The sequence below is a fragment of the Pseudomonas sp. Tav-5-1A genome (genome assembly GCF_055755055.1).
In genome coordinates this window covers 5,620,582-5,636,528 of sequence record NZ_CM146901.1, presented here as the reverse complement: position 1 = coordinate 5,636,528, position 15,947 = coordinate 5,620,582, and the positions used below count along the sequence as shown (strand labels likewise).

Below are 15,947 nucleotides of genomic sequence, written 5' to 3'. Positions count from 1 at the left end.
GTTTTACCGCGGGCTTTTTGGCCGCTGGGCGAAAGGGCGCGCTACAATGCCGCTTTTGCCAACGACAGGTGTGTGCTGTGACTGCTCCAGGTGCTTCGAATTCCGCGATGGGAACACTTTATGTGGTGGCCACGCCCATCGGTAACCTGGACGACATGAGCGCTCGGGCGTTGAAGATCCTCAACGACGTGGCGCTGATCGCCGCCGAGGACACCCGCCATTCGATCCGCCTGCTGCAGCACTTCGGCATCAACACGCCGCTGGCCGCGTGCCACGAGCACAACGAGCGCGACGAGGGCGGGCGCTTCCTCGACAAGCTGCTGGCGGGCGAGAGCGTGGCGCTGATCTCCGACGCCGGCACGCCGCTGATCTCCGACCCTGGCTACCACCTGGTGCGCCAGGTACGCGCCGCGGGTATCCCGGTAGTGCCGGTGCCCGGCCCTTGCGCGCTGATCGCGGCGTTGTCGGCGGCCGGCCTGCCGTCCGACCGTTTCATCTTCGAAGGCTTCCTGCCGGCCAAGACCGTCGGCCGCCGCTCGCGCCTGGAGCAGGTGCGCGAAGAGCCGCGTACGCTGATCTTCTATGAGGCGCCGCACCGTATCCTGGAATGCCTGCAGGACATGGAGCTGGTGTTCGGCCCCGAGCGCCCGGCGCTGCTGGCGCGCGAACTGACCAAGACCTTCGAGACCCTCAAGGGCCTGCCGCTGGCCGAGCTGCGTGCCTTCGTGGAGAGCGACAGCAACCAGCAGCGCGGCGAGTGCGTGGTGCTGGTGGCAGGCTGGACGCCGCCCGAAAGTGACGAGGTGGTGAGCGCCGAGGTGATGCGCGTGCTGGACCTGCTGCTCAAGGAGATGCCCCTCAAGCGCGCGGCGGCGTTGGCGGCGGAAATTACCGGGGCGCGCAAGAATGTGCTGTACCAGGTGGCGTTGGAGCGGCAGAAAAGCAGCTAAAGCTGCGAGGGGCAAGCTGCAAGACAGGCACTCAAGCGCGCAGCTTGAAGCTTAAAGCTTGCAGCTGGCCTAGCTATTCCGTAACCTTGTCGGCGGAGAGTCGATTGGACAGTCGCTGCCTGCTTTTGTTCCGCAAAAGCGGGGGGAGGAAAGTCCGGGCTCCATAGGGCGGAGTGCCAGGTAACACCTGGGAGGCGCGAGCCTACGGAAAGTGCCACAGAAAATAACCGCCTAAGCGTTTCGGCGCCGGTAAGGGTGAAAAGGTGCGGTAAGAGCGCACCGCACGTCTGGTAACAGTTCGTGGCTAGGCAAACCCCACTCGGAGCAAGACCAAATAGGGTTCCACATGGCGCGGCCCGCGTTGGAACCGGGTAGGTTGCTAAAGGTGTCCAGTGATGGCCATCGTAGAGGAATGACTGTCCTCGACAGAACCCGGCTTACAGATCGACTCTCCACCTCTTTTCCCTTCTGCATCAATCAATAGCAGAAGCGGCCCTGGTAATACCGAAAAAATCTTACTCTTAATAAATCACTTTAAGTTTGACGCGTAGACCCTTGAGTTAACTTGGCTTTATACCCCCGCGTTTCCCTCGATTTAGCCCATCTCTTTCCTTTTGTCACCTAAATCGCCGATCTGTAAGGGTTTTCCTTACGAGCGTGCCTTGACGGTGGTGTGGGCGCATTCCTATAGTGTGCGCAAGTGGCGGAAAGTGGCACAAAGTGGGTTTTTAGGCACGAAAAACTAAATCTTGGGGAAGCGCCTCTGTGTTTCGCGGAGCTAATGCCATCAGTCTCGATGCAAAGGGCCGTCTCGCCATGCCGAGCCGGTACCGTGACGAGCTGGTTTCGCGCTCCAATGGCCAGTTGATCGTGACCATCGACGCCGTCGACCGCTGCCTGTGTGTGTACCCGCTGGACGAATGGGAATTAATTGAAACAAAGCTGCGCGCGCTGCCGTCGCTCCGGGAAGAAAACCGCCGTCTGCAAAGGTTGCTGATTGGTAACGCGGTTGACCTGGAGCTCGACGGCAGCGGGCGTTTTCTGGTTCCGCCGCGCCTGCGCGAGTACGCGAAGCTGGACAAGAAAGTGATGCTGGTAGGCCAGCTGAACAAGTTTCAACTGTGGGACGAGGATGCCTGGAACGCGCTTGCTGATGCGGACCTGGCAGCTATTCAACAACCGGGCGCCATGCCTGATGAACTGCGTGATTTGATTCTGTGACTATAGATAGCGGCTTTAACCACATCACCGTATTGCTTGACGAAGCCGTCGAGGCTCTCGCCATACAGGGCGATGGCTGCTATGTGGACGGTACCTTCGGGCGGGGTGGTCACAGCCGGTTGATCCTCAAGCACCTGGGGCCGGACGGCCGATTGCTGGGCTTCGACAAGGACCCACAAGCGATTGCCACGGGGCAAGCGCTGGCGGCCGAAGACGGCCGCTTTGTCATTGTGCAGCGCAGTTTTGCGGAAATGGGTAGCGAAATTGCTAGCCAAGGCCTGGCCGGCAAGGTCAACGGCGTGCTGCTGGACCTGGGTGTGTCTTCGCCCCAGCTGGACGACCCCGAGCGCGGCTTCAGCTTCATGAACGACGGCCCGCTGGACATGCGCATGGACCCAAGCCGCGGCGTCAGCGCCGCCGAGTTCATCGCCAACGCCCCGGCCGAAGAAATTGCCCGCGTGTTCAAGGAATACGGCGAAGAGCGCTTCGCCAAGCGCATGGCCAATGCCGTGGTCGCACGCCGTGAAATCAAGCCATTCGAGCGCACCGCCGACCTGGCCGAAGTGCTGAAGGTCGCCAACCCTGCCTGGGAAAAGGGCAAGAACCCGGTTACCCGTGCCTTCCAGGGCCTGCGTATCCACGTCAACAACGAGCTGGCTGACCTGGAGGCGGGCCTTGAAGCCGCGCTGGAGTCGCTGGAAATCGGCGGCCGCCTGGTGGTCATCAGCTTCCACTCGCTGGAAGACCGCATCGTCAAGCTGTTCATGCGCAAGCTCGCCAAGGGCGAGGCCGACAACCTGCCGCGCAACCTTCCCGTGCGCTTCCAGGCGTTCGAGCCGAAAATCAAGGTTCACGGCAAGGCCCAGTTCGCGTCTGAAGCCGAGCTCAAGGCCAACCCGCGCTCGCGCAGCGCGGTCATGCGCGTGGCGGAGAAGCTGCGGTGAGCAAGCTCTACGCCAAGCCTTTGCCGGGCGGCAGCTTCCTGATGCTGCTGCTGTTCATTGCCGTGCTGGTGTCGGCCATCGCCGTGTCCTATAGCGCGCACCTCAACCGTCAGCTGCTCAACAGCCTGTACAACGAGTTGAGCGAGCGCGACAAGGCGCAGGCCGAGTGGGGCCGGCTGATCCTGGAGCAAAGCACCTGGACCGCCCATAGCCGCATCGAGGCGCTGGCCAGCGGCCAACTGAAAATGCGTATTCCCGACGCCGCCGAAATCAAGATGGTGACGCCATGATGAAGCTCGACGGCGCCCTGTACCCGTGGCGTTTCCGGGTGCTCGTGGCCTTGCTGGGCATCATGGTGGGCGCGATCGTGTGGCGCATCGTCGACCTGCAGGTCATCGACCATGATTTCCTCAAGGGCCAGGGCGATGCCCGCAGCGTGCGGCACATTCCCATTCCTGCGCACCGCGGCCTGATCACCGACCGCAACGGCGAGCCGTTGGCCGTCAGTACGCCGGTCACCACCTTGTGGGCCAACCCCAAGGAGATGCAGGCGGACAAGAGCAAATGGCCGGCACTGGCAGCAGCCCTGGGGCAGGACCCCAAGGAGCTGTCGACGCGCCTCGACGCCCAGGCCACCAAGGAATTCATCTACCTGGTGCGCGGCCTTACGCCGGAGCAGGGCCAGACCGTGCTCGACCTCAAGGTTCCTGGTGTCTACGGCATCGAGGAATTTCGTCGTTTCTACCCCGCCGGTGACGTGACCGCGCACATGGTCGGCTTCACCGACCTGGACGACCACGGCCGCGAGGGCGTGGAGCTGGCGTACGAAGACTGGCTGGCCGGCGTGCCGGGCAAGCGCCAGGTCATCAAGGACCGCCGCGGCCGCCTGATCAAGGACGTGCAGGTCACCAAGAACGCCAAGGCGGGCAAGACCCTGACCCTGTCGATCGACCTGCGCCTGCAATACCTGGCCAGCCGCGAGCTGCGCAACGCCATCGTCGAGAACGAGGCCAAGGCGGGCAGCCTGGTGATCATGGACGTGAAGACCGGCGAAGTGCTGGCCATGGTCAACCAGCCCACCTACAACCCGAACAACCGCAAGACCATGTTCCCGGCGTCCATGCGCAACCGGGCGATCACCGACGTGTTCGAGCCCGGCTCGACCATGAAGCCGATCTCCATGAGCGCGGCCCTGGAGACCGGGCGCTGGAAGCCGACCGACAAGGTCGAGGTGTACCCCGGCAGCCTGCAGATCGGCCGCTACACCATTAAAGACGTGACCAAGACCGAGGGCCCGATCCTCGACCTCACCGGCATCCTGATCAACTCCAGTAACGTGGGCATGAGCAAGGTGGCCTTCGATGTCGGCGGCGAGAACATCTTCCGTGCCATGTCGGCCGTGGGCCTTGGCCAATACACCGGCCTGGGCTTCCCGGGCGAGCGCGTGGGCAACCTGCCCAACCACCGCGACTGGAAAAAGGCCGAGACCGCGACCCTGTCCTACGGCTACGGCCTGTCGGTGACCGCGCTGCAGCTGGTGCACGCCTATTCGGCCATCGCCAACGACGGCGAGATCGTGCCGCTGAGCATCCTCAAGGTCGACGGCAAGCCGGCGGCCACGCGGGTGATGCCAGAGCAGGTGGCCAAGACCCTGCAAGGCATGATGAAGGAAGTGATCGAGGACTCGCGCGGCGTCTACCGTGCGCGGGTGCCGGGCTACCACGTGGCCGGCAAGTCGGGTACCGCCCGTAAGGCCACCATCGGTTCGCGCGGCTACACCGAGAACGCCTACCGTTCGCTGTTTGCCGGCTTCGGCCCGCTCAGCGACCCGCGCTACGCCATCGTCGTGGTCATCGACGAGCCGAGCAAGGCCGGTTACTTCGGTGGCCTGGTATCGGCACCTGTGTTCAGCAAGGTCATGTCCGGCACGCTGCGGCTGATGAACGTGACCCCCGACAACCTGCCGAGCACCCCGCAGGAAACAGCCCAGGCCCAGCCTGCGGCCAGCAAGGGAGGGCGTGGCTGATGAGCATGCCGCTGAGCAAGATTTTCGCCCAGGCCAACCGCGATCCATTGATCCGCGAGCTGGCGCTGGACAGCCGCAGCGTGCGCCCCGGCGACCTGTTCCTGGCCGTGCCAGGGGCCAAGGTCGATGGCCGTGCGCACATCGCCGACGCCTTGGGCCGTGGCGCTGCCGCCGTGGCCTACGAAGTGGACGGCGCCACCGTGCTGCCGATCACCGACGTGCCGCTGATTCCGGTCAAGGGCTTGGTGCGCCAGCTGTCCGACATTGCCGGGCGCTTCTACGGCGACCCGAGCCGCCTGCTGAACGTGGTGGGTGTCACTGGCACCAACGGCAAGACCAGCGTCACCCAACTGGTGGCCCAGGCCCTGGACCTGCTGGGCCAGCGCTGCGGCCTGATCGGCACCCTGGGCACCGGTTTCTACGAAGCCCTGCAAAGCGGCCGCCTGACCACGCCCGACCCGATCGCCGTGCAGGCGACCCTGGCCGACCTGAAGAAGGCCGGGGCCAAGGCCGTGGCCATGGAAGTGTCGTCCCACGCCCTGGACCAGGGCCGCGTGGCCGCGCTGGCATTCGACGTGGCGGTGCTGACCAACCTCAGCCGCGACCACCTGGACTACCACGGCAGCATGCAGGCCTACGCTGCCGCCAAAGCCAAGCTGTTTGGCTGGACCGGCCTGCGCTGCCGGGTGCTGAACCTGGATGATGCCTTCGGCAGCACCCTGGCCGAGGAAGCCCATGAGTCGCGGCTGATCACCTACAGCCTGCTGGACCCGGCGGCCACCCTGTATTGCCGCGAAGCCGAGTTCGACGACCACGGCGTGCGCGCCACCCTGGTCACTGCCCAGGGCGAGCACGTGCTGCGCAGCCGCCTGCTGGGGCGTTTCAACCTCAGCAACGTGCTGGCCGCGGTCGGCACGCTGCTGGCGCTGGATTACCCGCTGGATGACATCCTCAAGGTGATGCTGCAGCTGGAAGGCCCCCTGGGGCGCATGCAGCGCCTGGGCGGTGGCAAGCAGCCGCTGGTGGTGGTCGATTACGCCCACACCCCCGACGCCCTGGACAAAGTGCTGCTGGCCCTGCGCCCGCACGCCAAGGGCGAGCTGGTGTGCCTGTTCGGCTGTGGCGGCGACCGTGACCGTGGCAAGCGCCCGCTCATGGCCGAAGTGGCCGAGCGCCTGGCCGACCGCGTGCTGGTCACCGACGACAACCCGCGCAGCGAAGACCCGCTGCAGATCTTTGCCGACATTCGCCCCGGTTTCAGCGCTGATGCCCGGGTCGAGTTCGTCTCGGGGCGTGGCCCGGCCATTGCCCAGCTCATCGCCAAGGCCAATGCCGACGACGTGATCGTGCTGGCCGGCAAGGGGCACGAGGATTATCAGGAAATCAACGGCCAGCGCCTGGCGTTCTCCGATCTGGAGGAGGCCGCCAAGGCCCTGGCTACCTGGGAGGTGGACCATGCTTAAGCCCATGTCCCTGGCAGAACTGCTCAAGCCGCTGGCTGCGCGTTTGCATGGCCAGGATGTGGAATTCAACGGTGTCAGCATCGACAGCCGCGCCATCGTCGCCGGCCAGCTGTTCGTGGCACTGACCGGCCCGCGTTTCGACGGCCATGACTACCTGGCCGACGTCGCCGCCAAGGGCGCGGTCGCCGCGCTGGTGGAGCGTGAAGTGGCCGGCGTCGACCTGCCGCAACTGGTGGTGGCTGATTGCCGCGTGGCGCTGGGCCAACTGGGCGCGCTGAACCGTGCCCGTTTCAACCGTCCTGTCGCCGCTATCACCGGTTCCAGCGGCAAGACCACGGTCAAGGAGCTGCTGGCCGGCATCCTGCGCACCCAGGGCGATGTCCTGGCGACCCGTGGCAACCTGAACAACGACCTGGGCGCGCCGCTGACCCTGCTCGAACTGGCCCCGCAGCACACCGCCGCGGTCATCGAGCTGGGCGCCTCGCGCCTGGGCGAGATCGCCTACACCGTGGGCCTGACCCAGCCCCACGTGGCCATCCTCAACAACGCCGGCACCGCCCACGTGGGTGAGTTCGGCGGGCCGGAGAAGATCGTCGAGGCCAAGGGCGAAATCATCGACGGCCTGGCCGCCGACGGCACTGCGGTGCTCAACCTGGACGACAAGGCCTACGGCATCTGGCACACCCGTGCCGGCCAGCGCCGCGTGCTCAGCTTCGCCCTGACCAACACGGCAGCCGATTTCCACGCCAGCGACATCCAGGCCGATGAACGCGGCTGCCCGAGCTTCAACCTGCACGGCCTGCAAGGCACGGCGCGGGTCCAGCTGAACCTGCTGGGCACCCACAACGTGCAGAACGCCCTGGCCGCCGCGGCCGCCGCCCATGCCTTTGGTCTGGCCATTGGCGACATCGCCCGTGGCCTGGAAAGCGTGCAGCCGGTCAAGGGCCGCACCGTGGCGCAGATCGCGCCGAGCGGCGTGCGTGTAATTGACGATACATACAACGCAAACCCCACCTCAATGTGCGCGGCCATTGATATACTCGCCGGCTTTTCCGGACGCACCGTCCTGGTGCTCGGGGACATCGGCGAATTGGGGCAATGGGCGGAAGAGGGGCATCGGCAGGTGGGCGAATACGCCCTCGGCAAGGTCGACACCCTGTACGCCGTGGGCCCGAACATGGTTCACGCAGTGAATGCGTTCGGTACCAATGCTCGCCATTTCGGCACACAACTTGACCTGATCGCTGCGCTTGGCGCCGAGAAAGGCAAGAACACCACTATTTTGATCAAGGGTTCGCGCAGCGCTGCGATGGAAAACGTCGTGGCGGCCTTGTGCGGTTCCAGCGGGGAGAAACATTAATGCTGCTGCTGCTGGCGGAGTATCTGCAACAGTTCTACAAAGGCTTCGCGGTCTTCCAGTACCTGACCCTGCGCGGGATCCTGGGTGTGCTGACCGCGCTGTCGCTGGCCCTGTTCCTGGGCCCCTGGATGATTCGTACCCTGCAGATTCGTCAGATCGGCCAGGCCGTGCGTAACGACGGCCCGCAATCGCACCTGTCCAAGTCCGGCACCCCGACCATGGGCGGCGCCCTGATCCTGTCGGCCATCGGCATCAGCACCCTGCTGTGGGCCGACCTGACCAACCGCTACGTGTGGACCGTGCTGCTGGTGACCCTGCTGTTCGGCGGCATCGGCTGGGTGGACGACTACCGCAAGGTGATCGAGAAGAACTCGCGCGGCCTGCCTAGCCGCTGGAAGTATTTCTGGCAGTCGGTATTCGGCCTGGGCGCGGCGATCTTCCTGTACGCCACCGCGCCAAGCGCCGTGGAAACCACCCTGATCATCCCGATGTTCAAGGACGCCAGCATCTACCTGGGCGTGGGCTTCATCATCCTCACCTACTTCGTGATCGTGGGCTCCAGCAACGCGGTGAACCTCACCGATGGCCTGGACGGCCTGGCCATCATGCCGACCGTGATGGTGGGCGGTGCCCTGGGCATCTTCTGCTACCTGTCGGGCAACGTGAAATTCGCCGACTACCTGCTGATCCCGTACGTGCCGGGCGCGGGCGAGCTGATCGTGTTCTGTGGCGCGCTGATCGGTGCCGGCCTGGGCTTCCTGTGGTTCAACACCTACCCGGCCCAGGTCTTCATGGGTGACGTCGGTGCGCTGGCTCTGGGCGCTGCCCTGGGCACCATCGCCGTCATCGTGCGCCAGGAAATCGTGCTGTTCATCATGGGTGGCGTGTTCGTGATGGAGACCCTGTCAGTGGTCATTCAGGTGGCCTCTTTCAAACTGACCGGTCGCCGCGTGTTCCGCATGGCACCTATCCACCACCACTTTGAACTCAAGGGCTGGCCCGAGCCGCGCGTGATCGTCCGCTTCTGGATCATCACCGTGATCCTCGTGCTGATCGGCCTTGCCACCCTGAAACTGAGGTAGAACGAGTGTCTCTGATCGCTTCTGACCAATTCCGCATCGTTGTCGGCCTCGGCAAGAGCGGCATGTCCCTGGTGCGCTTCCTGGCGCGCCGGGGCATTGCCTTTGCCGTGGCCGACACGCGCGAGAATCCGCCGGAGCTGGCGACGTTGCGCCGTGACTACCCGCAGGTTGAAGTGCGCTGTGGCGAGCTGGACGTGGAGTTCCTGTGCCGCGCCAGCGAGCTGCTGGTGAGCCCCGGCCTGGCCCTGGCCACGCCGGCGCTGCAGCAGGCCGCTGCCCGTGGCGTGCGGCTGTCGGGTGACATCGAGCTGTTCGCGCGTAACGCGCAGGCGCCCATCGTCGCCATCAGCGGCTCCAACGCCAAGAGCACCGTCACCACTCTGGTCGGCGACATGGCGGCCGCGGCTGGCAAGCGCGTGGCCGTGGGCGGCAACCTGGGCACCCCGGCCCTCGACCTGCTGGCCGACGACGTCGAGCTGTACGTGCTGGAGCTGTCGAGCTTCCAGCTGGAGACTACCGACCAGCTCAACGCCGAAGTGGCCACCGTGCTGAACATCAGCGAAGACCACATGGACCGCTACAGCGGCCTGCCGGCGTACCACCTGGCCAAGCACCGGATCTTCCGTGGCGCCCGCCAGGTGGTCTACAACCGCCAGGATGCCCTGACCCGGCCGCTGATGGGCGAGGGCCTGCCGTGCTGGACCTTCGGTCTCAACAAGCCAGACTTCAAGGCCTTCGGCCTGCGCGAAGAGAACGGCCAGAAGTACCTGGCGTTCGAATTCCAGAACCTGATGCCAGTCAGCGAGTTGAAAATTCGCGGCTCGCACAACCAGGCCAATGCCCTGGCCGCGCTGGCCCTGGGCCACGCCGTGGGCCTGCCGTTCGAGCCGATGCTGGCCACCCTGCGCACCTTCGCCGGCCTGGCGCACCGCTGCCAATGGCTGCGTGAGCGTGACGGCGTGAGCTACTACGACGACTCCAAGGCCACCAACGTCGGTGCCGCCCTGGCGGCCATCGAAGGCCTGGGCGCCGACATCGACGGCAAGCTGGTGCTGGTGGCCGGTGGCGACGGCAAGGGCGCCGACTTCTCCGGCCTCAAGGCCCCGGTCGCCGCCCACTGCCGCGCCGTGGTGCTGCTGGGCCGCGACGCCGAGCTGATCGCTGCCGCCCTGGGCGACGGCGTGCCGCTGGTGCGGGTCAAGACCCTCGACGAAGCCGTCGAACAATGCGCCGCCCTGGCCCAGCCCGGCGATGCCGTGCTGCTGTCGCCGGCCTGCGCGAGCCTGGACATGTTCAAGAACTACGAAGAGCGTGGGCGCCTGTTCGCCCAGGCCGTGGAGGGCTTGTCATGATCTTTGGCGTGATCAAGCCTTACCCGTCGCCGCTGATCACTGGCCGCGGCATCGACGTCGACTTCCCGATGCTGGCCGGCTGCCTGGCGCTGCTGGGCCTGGGCCTGGTGATGATCACCTCGGCGTCGTCCGAAGTGGCCGCCGTGCAATCGGGCAACCCGCTGTACATGATGATCCGCCACCTGGTGTACCTGGTGCTGGGCCTGGGCGCCTGCGGCGTGACCATGATGATTCCCATCGCCACCTGGCAGCGCCTGGGCTGGATGATGCTGCTGGGCGCCTTCGGCTTGCTGGTGCTGGTGCTGGTGCCGGGCATCGGCCGCGAGGTGAACGGCTCCATGCGCTGGATCGGCTTCAGCGCCTTCAACGTGCAGCCCTCGGAGGTGGCCAAGGTCTTCGTGGTGATCTTCCTGTCGGGCTACCTGATCCGCCAGCAGAAGGAAGTGCGCGAGACCTGGATGGGCTTCTTCAAGCCGTTCATCGTGCTGCTGCCCATGGCCGTGCTGCTGCTGATGGAACCCGACTTCGGCGCCACCGTGGTCATGATGGGCGCCGCGGCGGCCATGCTGTTCCTGGGTGGCGTGGGCCTGTTCCGCTTCGCCCTGATGGTGGTGCTGGCGGTGGCCGCGGTGTTCATCCTGGTGCAGGCGCAGCCGTACCGCATGGCCCGCCTGACCACCTTCACCGACCCCTGGGCCGACCAGTTCGGTTCCGGCTACCAGCTGACCCAGGCGCTGATCGCCTTCGGTCGCGGCAGCTGGCTGGGCGCCGGCCTGGGCAACAGCGTGCAGAAGCAGTTCTACCTGCCTGAAGCGCACACCGACTTCGTGTTCTCGGTATTGGCCGAAGAGCTGGGCGTGGTCGGTTCGCTGTGCACCGTGGCGCTGTTCGTGTTCGTGTGTATTCGCGGCATGTACATCGGCGTCTGGGCCGAGCGCAGCAAACAGTTCTTCGCCGCCTACATGGCCTACGGCCTGTCGTTCCTGTGGATCGGCCAGTTCCTGATCAACATCGGCGTGAACGTCGGCCTGCTGCCGACCAAGGGCCTGACCCTGCCGTTCCTCAGCTACGGGGGCAGCTCGCTGGTGATCTGTTGTGCCTGCCTGGGGTTGCTGCTGCGCATCGAATGGGAGAGCCGCACGCACCTGGGCAGTGAGGAAACCGAGTTCAACGAGAGCGACTTCGCAGAGGAGCCAGCCCGTGGCCGGTAACGTATTGATCATGGCAGGCGGCACCGGCGGGCACGTGTTCCCGGCGCTGTCCTGCGCCCGCGAATTCCAGGCCCGTGGCTACACCGTGCACTGGCTGGGCACCCCGCGTGGCATCGAGAACGAACTGGTGCCCCAGGCTGGCCTGCCGTTGCACCTGATCAACGTCGCCGGGCTGCGGGGCAAGAGCAAGCTGTCGCTGCTCAAGGCGCCGTTCGTGCTGGTACGCGCGCTGCTGCAGGCGCGCAAGCTGATGCGCCAGCTCAAGCCGGTGTGCGTGGTGGGCTTCGGCGGCTACGTGACCGGCCCTGGTGGCCTGGCCGCGCGCCTGTGCGGCGTGCCGGTGATCGTCCACGAGCAGAACGCCGTGGCCGGCACCGCCAACCGCCTGCTGGCGCCGCTGGCCGCGCGTATCTGCGAGGCCTTCCCGAACACCTTCGGTGCCTCGGCCAAGCGCCGCACCACCGGTAACCCGGTGCGCCCCGAACTGTTCCTGGAAACCCCGCGCCAGGCCCTGGCCGGCCGCCGGCCACGCCTGCTGGTCACCGGGGGCAGCCTGGGCTCGGAGCCGTTGAACAAGCTGATCCCCGCCGCGCTGGCGCTGGTGCCCGAGGCCATTCGCCCGGAAGTGTTCCACCAGTGCGGCAAGCTGCACGGTGACGTCACCACCCAGCGCTACCGCGACGCCGGTATCGATGCGCAGGTGGCGCCGTTCATCAAGGACATGGCCCAGGCCTATGGCTGGGCCGACATGGTGGTGTGCCGTGCCGGTGCGCTGACCGTCAGCGAGCTGGCCGCCGCCGGGCTGGCCTCGGTGCTGGTGCCCTTGCCCCACGCCATCGACGACCACCAGACCCGCAACGCCGAATATCTGGCCCGTGAAGGCGCTGCCTTCCTGATGCCACAAGCGACAACTGGCGCAGCCGAGCTGGCTGAACGCCTGAACGAGGTTTTGATGCAACCGGAAAAACTCAACACCATGGCGAGCACCGCACGCCGCCTGGCCAAGCCCGATGCAACCCGTACCGTCGTCGACGTCTGCCTGGAGGTGGCCCATGGTTGAGAATCAGAAAGCCATGCCACAACCTGAAATGCGCCGCATCCGTCGCATCCACTTCGTCGGCATCGGCGGCGTGGGCATGTGCGGTATCGCCGAGGTGCTGCTGAACCTGGGCTACCAGGTATCGGGCTCCGACCTCAAGGCTTCGCCGGTTACCGAGCGCCTGCAGTCGTTCGGCGCGCAGATCTTTATCGGCCATCGCGCCGAGAACGCCGCCACCGCCGACGTGCTGGTGGTGTCCAGCGCCGTGAACACCTCCAACCCGGAAGTGGCCACTGCCCTTGAGCGCCGCATTCCCGTGGTGCCGCGCGCCGAGATGCTCGCCGAGCTGATGCGCTACCGTCACGGTATCGCCGTGGCCGGTACCCATGGCAAGACCACCACCACCAGCCTGATCGCCTCGGTGTTCGCCGCCGGTGGCCTGGACCCGACGTTCGTGATCGGTGGCCGCCTGAACGCCGCCGGCACCAACGCGCAGCTGGGCACCAGCCGCTACCTGATCGCCGAAGCCGACGAAAGCGACGCCAGCTTCCTGCACCTGCAGCCGCTGGTGGCCGTGGTCACCAACATCGACGCCGACCACATGGCGACCTACGGTGGCGACTTCAACAAGCTGAAGAAAACCTTCGTCGACTTCCTCCACAACCTGCCGTTCTACGGCCTGGCCGTGGTGTGCCTGGACGACCCGGTGGTGCGCGAGATCCTGCCGCAGATCGCCCGTCCGACCCTGACCTACGGCGTCAGCGAAGAAGCCGATGTGCGTGCCATCAACATCCGCCAGGAAGGCATGCTGACCTACTTCACCGTGCTGCGCCGCGACCGCGAGCCGCTGAACGTGTCGGTGAACATGCCCGGCAACCACAACGTCCTCAACGCCCTGGCAACCATCGCCATCGCCACCGACGAAGGCGTCAGCGACGAAGCCATCGTCCAGGGCCTGTCGGGCTTCCAGGGCGTGGGCCGGCGGTTCCAGGTGTACGGCGAACTGCCGGTGGACGGCGGCAGCGTGATGCTGGTCGACGACTACGGGCACCACCCCACCGAAGTGGCCGCGGTCATCCGCGCCGTGCGCGGTGGCTGGCCGGAGCGCCGCCTGGTGATGGTCTACCAGCCGCACCGCTACAGCCGCACCCGCGACCTGTACGACGACTTCGTCCAGGTGCTGGCCGACGCCAACGTGCTGCTGCTGATGGAGGTCTACCCGGCCGGCGAAGAGCCGATCCCCGGTGCCGACAGCCGCCAGCTGTGCCACAGCATCCGCCAGCGCGGCCAGCTGGACCCGATCTACATCGAGCGCGGCGTGGAACTGGCCCCACTGGTCAAGCCACTGCTGCGTGCCGGCGACATCCTGCTGTGCCAGGGCGCCGGCGACATCGGCGGGCTCGCCCCGCAATTACTGAAAAGTCCGTTGTTCGCCGCTGACAAGGCCGGCGAGGGGAAATTGAAATGACAGCCAGCACCACTTCCTCCCTGCTATCGACCATTGCCCCGAAGGACTTCGGGCGCGTGGCCGTGCTTTACGGCGGCAAGAGCGCCGAGCGGGAGGTTTCCCTGAAGTCCGGCGCTGCCGTGCTTGAAGCCCTGCAGAGCGCCGGCGTGGATGCCTTCGGCCTGGACGTGGGCGACGACCTGCTGGCGCGCCTGCAAAGCGAGAAGATCGACCGCGCCTTCGTCATCCTCCACGGCCGTGGCGGTGAAGACGGCAGCATGCAAGGCCTGCTGGAGTGCCTGGGCATCCCCTACACCGGCAGCGGCATCCTCGCCTCGGCCCTGGCCATGGACAAATTGCGCACCAAGCAGGTGTGGCAAAGCCTGGGCCTGCCAACCCCGCATCACGCGGTTTTGGCCAGCGAGGCAGATTGTATTTCCGCGAGTGCGGAACTGGGCTTCCCTTTGATCGTCAAACCGGCCCATGAAGGTTCAAGTATCGGTATGGCCAAAGTGTCCAGCGTCGAAGAATTGATCGGCGCATGGAAAGCGGCCAGCACCTACGACTCGCAAGTCCTGGTCGAACAATGGATTCAAGGTCCGGAGTTCACCATTGCGACCCTGCGCGGCCAGGTCCTGCCGCCAATTGCCCTGGGCACCTCGCACTCGTTCTACGACTACGACGCCAAATACGTGGCCAACGATACCCAGTATCGAATCCCGTGCGGCCTCGACGCCACCCGCGAACAAGAGCTGATCGACCTCACGGCCCGTGCCTGTGACGCCGTCGGCATTGCCGGCTGGGCCCGCGTCGACGTCATGCAGGACGAGCAGGGGCGTTTCTGGCTGCTGGAAGTCAACACGGCCCCAGGCATGACCGACCACAGCCTGGTTCCCATGGCAGCTCGCGCTGCCGGCATCGATTTCCAGCAACTGGTGCTGGCGATCCTGGCCGACAGCGTAGAGGCGCGAGGGTAAACCCATGAACGGCGCGACGCTTCGTCATCAGCAACCCGTACCCGGCCGCAGCAAGCCGGTGCCCCGTGGCGCCAGCCGCATGGTGGCCGACGAGCCCATGGGCGCACGGGTACGCAAGGCCAATTTCAGCTTCCTGAAGAAGCTGTTCTGGCCGGTGCTGCTGGTGGCACTGGGCGTCGGCACCTACGAGGGCGCCATCTACCTGATGCCCTACGCCGACCGGCCGATCACCAAGATCAACGTGCAGGGCGACCTCAGCTACATCAGCCAGCAGGCGGTGCAGCAGCGCATCGCCCCGTACGTGGCGTCGACGTTCTTTACCATCGACCTGACCAGCATGCGCACCGAGCTTGAGCAGATGCCGTGGATCGCCCACGCCGAAGTTCGCCGGGTGTGGCCTGACCAGGTGGTGATCCGGCTGGAAGAGCAGCTGCCCGTGGCCCGTTGGGGGGACTCGGCACTGCTCAACAACCAGGGTGAGGCGTTCGCGCCGCGCGAGCTGGCCAACTACGAGCACCTGCCACAGCTGGTGGGGCCGCAACGCGCCCAGCAGCAAGTGATGCAGCAGTACCAGGTGCTGAGCCAGATGCTGCGGCCCATGGGCTTCTCCATCGTGCGGCTGGAGCTGCGCGAGCGGGGCAGCTGGTTCCTCACCACCGGCGCAGGAAGCGCAGGTCCCGGCATCGAGCTGTTGCTGGGGCGTGACCACCTCGTCGAGAAAATGCGCCGTTTCATTGCCATTTACGACAAGACCCTGAAAGACCAGATCACGAATATCGCAAGCATCGACCTGCGCTACGCCAACGGCCTGGCCGTGGCCTGGCGTGACCCGAATGCGAAGCCGACGGCCCAAGCCGCCGTCGCGAAGAATTAAG

General features: G+C 65.7%; 14 protein-coding genes and 1 other RNA gene. All 15 read left to right on the top strand.

The annotated features are described in order from the left end of the window. The first annotated feature begins 107 nt into the window (after window positions 1-107). Complete coding sequence (gene rsmI / locus AC0J42_RS25905) at window positions 108-950, top strand: 16S rRNA (cytidine(1402)-2'-O)-methyltransferase (protein WP_416426842.1); 843 nt, start codon at window positions 108-110, stop codon at window positions 948-950. Between the two features lie 96 nt (window positions 951-1,046). Continuing rightward, an RNA gene (gene rnpB, locus AC0J42_RS25900) (RNase P RNA component class A) lies at window positions 1,047-1,406 on the top strand. Window positions 1,407-1,715: 309 nt separating this feature from the next. Beyond that, window positions 1,716-2,171, top strand: coding sequence for a division/cell wall cluster transcriptional repressor MraZ (gene mraZ, locus AC0J42_RS25895; RefSeq protein ID WP_416426841.1), 456 nt, complete (start codon window positions 1,716-1,718; stop codon window positions 2,169-2,171). Then, window positions 2,168-3,115: a 16S rRNA (cytosine(1402)-N(4))-methyltransferase RsmH gene (gene rsmH, locus AC0J42_RS25890; protein ID WP_473004439.1), complete on the top strand. Its 948-nt coding sequence runs from the start codon at window positions 2,168-2,170 to the stop codon at window positions 3,113-3,115. The genes mraZ and rsmH overlap by 4 nt, the downstream gene beginning before the upstream one ends. Further along, on the top strand, window positions 3,112-3,405 hold the full coding sequence (gene ftsL / locus AC0J42_RS25885; RefSeq protein ID WP_416426839.1) for a cell division protein FtsL: 294 nt from the start codon (window positions 3,112-3,114) through the stop codon (window positions 3,403-3,405). Before rsmH ends, ftsL begins: the two co-directional genes overlap by 4 nt. Next, window positions 3,405-5,141: a peptidoglycan D,D-transpeptidase FtsI family protein gene (locus AC0J42_RS25880; RefSeq protein WP_416427465.1), complete on the top strand. Its 1,737-nt coding sequence runs from the start codon at window positions 3,405-3,407 to the stop codon at window positions 5,139-5,141. The genes ftsL and AC0J42_RS25880 overlap by 1 nt, the downstream gene beginning before the upstream one ends. Next, window positions 5,141-6,604 (top strand): UDP-N-acetylmuramoyl-L-alanyl-D-glutamate--2,6-diaminopimelate ligase, encoded by a 1,464-nt coding sequence (locus tag AC0J42_RS25875; RefSeq protein WP_473004437.1) that lies wholly within the window; start codon window positions 5,141-5,143, stop codon window positions 6,602-6,604. The genes AC0J42_RS25880 and AC0J42_RS25875 overlap by 1 nt, the downstream gene beginning before the upstream one ends. Then, entirely contained in the window at window positions 6,597-7,964 is a 1,368-nt protein-coding gene (locus tag AC0J42_RS25870; RefSeq protein ID WP_416426837.1) for a UDP-N-acetylmuramoyl-tripeptide--D-alanyl-D-alanine ligase, read from the top strand. The genes AC0J42_RS25875 and AC0J42_RS25870 overlap by 8 nt, the downstream gene beginning before the upstream one ends. Beyond that, window positions 7,964-9,046 carry a phospho-N-acetylmuramoyl-pentapeptide-transferase gene (gene mraY, locus AC0J42_RS25865; protein WP_416426836.1) on the top strand — a complete coding sequence of 361 codons (1,083 nt, stop codon included), beginning with the start codon at window positions 7,964-7,966 and terminating at the stop codon, window positions 9,044-9,046. The genes AC0J42_RS25870 and mraY overlap by 1 nt, the downstream gene beginning before the upstream one ends. A gap of 5 nt (window positions 9,047-9,051) precedes the next feature. Then, complete coding sequence (murD, locus tag AC0J42_RS25860; RefSeq protein ID WP_473004436.1) at window positions 9,052-10,398, top strand: UDP-N-acetylmuramoyl-L-alanine--D-glutamate ligase; 1,347 nt, start codon at window positions 9,052-9,054, stop codon at window positions 10,396-10,398. Next, a complete protein-coding gene (ftsW, locus tag AC0J42_RS25855; protein WP_416426832.1) occupies window positions 10,395-11,609 on the top strand; it encodes a putative lipid II flippase FtsW in 1,215 nt (404 codons plus the stop codon). The genes murD and ftsW overlap by 4 nt, the downstream gene beginning before the upstream one ends. Further along, a complete protein-coding gene (gene murG / locus AC0J42_RS25850) occupies window positions 11,599-12,669 on the top strand; it encodes an undecaprenyldiphospho-muramoylpentapeptide beta-N-acetylglucosaminyltransferase (protein WP_473004435.1) in 1,071 nt (356 codons plus the stop codon). The genes ftsW and murG overlap by 11 nt, the downstream gene beginning before the upstream one ends. Next, entirely contained in the window at window positions 12,662-14,116 is a 1,455-nt protein-coding gene (murC, locus tag AC0J42_RS25845; protein WP_416426828.1) for a UDP-N-acetylmuramate--L-alanine ligase, read from the top strand. The genes murG and murC overlap by 8 nt, the downstream gene beginning before the upstream one ends. Next, window positions 14,113-15,072 carry a D-alanine--D-alanine ligase gene (locus AC0J42_RS25840; protein ID WP_416426826.1) on the top strand — a complete coding sequence of 320 codons (960 nt, stop codon included), beginning with the start codon at window positions 14,113-14,115 and terminating at the stop codon, window positions 15,070-15,072. Before murC ends, AC0J42_RS25840 begins: the two co-directional genes overlap by 4 nt. A gap of 4 nt (window positions 15,073-15,076) precedes the next feature. Then, on the top strand, window positions 15,077-15,946 hold the full coding sequence (locus tag AC0J42_RS25835; protein WP_416426824.1) for a cell division protein FtsQ/DivIB: 870 nt from the start codon (window positions 15,077-15,079) through the stop codon (window positions 15,944-15,946). Window position 15,947: the final 1 nt, after the last annotated feature.

What these genes read in the sequence shown, in the direction of transcription:
- rsmI (WP_416426842.1), top strand. Translation starts at nt 108, where the DNA reads ATGGGAACACTTTATGTGGTGGCCACGCCCATCGGTAACCTGGACGAC.
- AC0J42_RS25880 (WP_416427465.1), top strand. Translation starts at nt 3,405, where the DNA reads ATGAAGCTCGACGGCGCCCTGTACCCGTGGCGTTTCCGGGTGCTCGTG.
- AC0J42_RS25875 (WP_473004437.1), top strand. Translation starts at nt 5,141, where the DNA reads ATGAGCATGCCGCTGAGCAAGATTTTCGCCCAGGCCAACCGCGATCCA.
- AC0J42_RS25870 (WP_416426837.1), top strand. Translation starts at nt 6,597, where the DNA reads ATGCTTAAGCCCATGTCCCTGGCAGAACTGCTCAAGCCGCTGGCTGCG.
- mraY (WP_416426836.1), top strand. Translation starts at nt 7,964, where the DNA reads ATGCTGCTGCTGCTGGCGGAGTATCTGCAACAGTTCTACAAAGGCTTC.
- ftsW (WP_416426832.1), top strand. Translation starts at nt 10,395, where the DNA reads ATGATCTTTGGCGTGATCAAGCCTTACCCGTCGCCGCTGATCACTGGC.
- murC (WP_416426828.1), top strand. Translation starts at nt 12,662, where the DNA reads ATGGTTGAGAATCAGAAAGCCATGCCACAACCTGAAATGCGCCGCATC.
- AC0J42_RS25840 (WP_416426826.1), top strand. Translation starts at nt 14,113, where the DNA reads ATGACAGCCAGCACCACTTCCTCCCTGCTATCGACCATTGCCCCGAAG.
- AC0J42_RS25835 (WP_416426824.1), top strand. Translation starts at nt 15,077, where the DNA reads ATGAACGGCGCGACGCTTCGTCATCAGCAACCCGTACCCGGCCGCAGC.